Below are 1,394 nucleotides of genomic sequence, written 5' to 3'. Positions count from 1 at the left end.
TTGCTGATCCGGCAGCGCACACATGGTTGTTTCACATTGCGCTCCTGAGGGTGGGTCCAAGAATGGAAATCGAACGATGAATGGGCATCATGGCGAATGGCAAGAAATGCGAGAACAGTGCGCGGAAGTGCTGTGGCAAAAAGTGTCCGCTCCGAAACTCCCGGTCATATGTCGCCGCCTCGGACTAGAAGTAGAGAAAACCGAAGCGGTACCGATGAACAGCAAGCGTGCCTATGTGCATTCGCTCATAGATTGCATGAGAAACGAAGATGCCCTTACAGTCGCCCGCCAGATCGCCGACGAATACAACGATTTCCAGCTTCGGGAAACCGTTGCTCGATTGGAAGAGGGGGACGCCCTAGGGTATCCGAGATTACTCGGAGAAAGCTCTTCGACGTTTTGGATGCCATAGAGGTTTCAGGTGCAATTGATCTATTAGATTTCCTGAACGAGCTATGGCCATTGAAAAATATGGATGACACCGGGAAGTACCATGGTTCACCAGACGACACCCGTTTCAACGCCCTTGACGAAGAGATTCACCGACATTGCGTCCGGTTTCTCGATTGGTCCAACAAGGACTTGCTGACGAAACTTGGTCTCCTTCACTCTTCCAATGACCTTGTCTTCCGGTTTCTCGCCATGTGTGCTCACCCGCGTACCAGGAGCGAGCCCGAGCAGCGGGGACTTGCAAAGAAGGTCACGAACGTTCTTCGTCGAGATGGATTTGCACTCACCGAGGTCGGTACGGAATCTGGCTACCCTTTGTTCGCAGTCGAGCCCGTGGCGACGCTTGGGGCGAGCCCAGGGTCAGAGGAGGTCTCCGTTGTTCTCGCTTCGTTTGACGAGGAAGGCGTACATGCCGCTTGGCAAAAAGCCATGGCCCGTAAAAACGTTGACCCGGAAGGGGCGATCACATCGGCCCGAACGCTATTGGAGAGAGTCTGCAAACATGTTCTGGATCAGCAGGCGATTTCGTATAAATCCTCAGACGATCTTCCCAAGCTCTGGAAGTCATGCTCTGAAAGCCTCAACCTCGCGCCGTCTCAGCATACTTTGGAACCATTCAAGCAGGTTCTGGGTGGCTGCACCTCGATCGTTCATGGTATCGGGACCATCCGCGATAAGATCGGAGATGCTCACGGACAAGGTAGACGGCCCGTAAAACCTAAAGCTCGTCATGCGGCTCTGGCCGTCGACTTCGTCGGCGCCATGGCCACTTTTATCGTCGCAACTTATCACGACGGTCCTGGCCGGTCGGAGTGACCCTGATGTACTCGGCTTCTAACGAAAACGAGCTCACCTGCGATGGCGCAAAGCGAACGCCAACGTCGTTTGGTTCCAACGTAGGTGACCGGCCCACATGTATGCGTCGGCTGCTGTTCGCAATCGAG

Annotated in this window: 2 protein-coding genes; both read left to right on the top strand. The window is 54.4% G+C overall.

The annotated features are described in order from the left end of the window. Positions 1–76: 76 nt before the first annotated feature. Positions 77–412 carry a hypothetical protein gene (locus tag FGE21_RS19790; RefSeq protein ID WP_139665112.1) on the top strand — a complete coding sequence of 112 codons (336 nt, stop codon included), beginning with the start codon at positions 77–79 and terminating at the stop codon, positions 410–412. Further along, the gene (locus FGE21_RS19785; RefSeq protein WP_176695507.1) at positions 400–1,266 is read left to right on the top strand and encodes an abortive infection family protein; all 867 of its coding nucleotides are present in this window, start codon (positions 400–402) and stop codon (positions 1,264–1,266) included. Before FGE21_RS19790 ends, FGE21_RS19785 begins: the two co-directional genes overlap by 13 nt. Positions 1,267–1,394 lie beyond the last annotated feature (128 nt).

The organism is Phaeobacter sp. B1627 (genome assembly GCF_006265095.1).
In the GTDB taxonomy this organism is placed as follows: Bacteria; Pseudomonadota; Alphaproteobacteria; order Rhodobacterales; family Rhodobacteraceae; genus Epibacterium.
The sequence above is the reverse complement of the archived record's forward strand: the minus strand, read 5'-3'. Positions and strand labels throughout refer to the sequence as shown.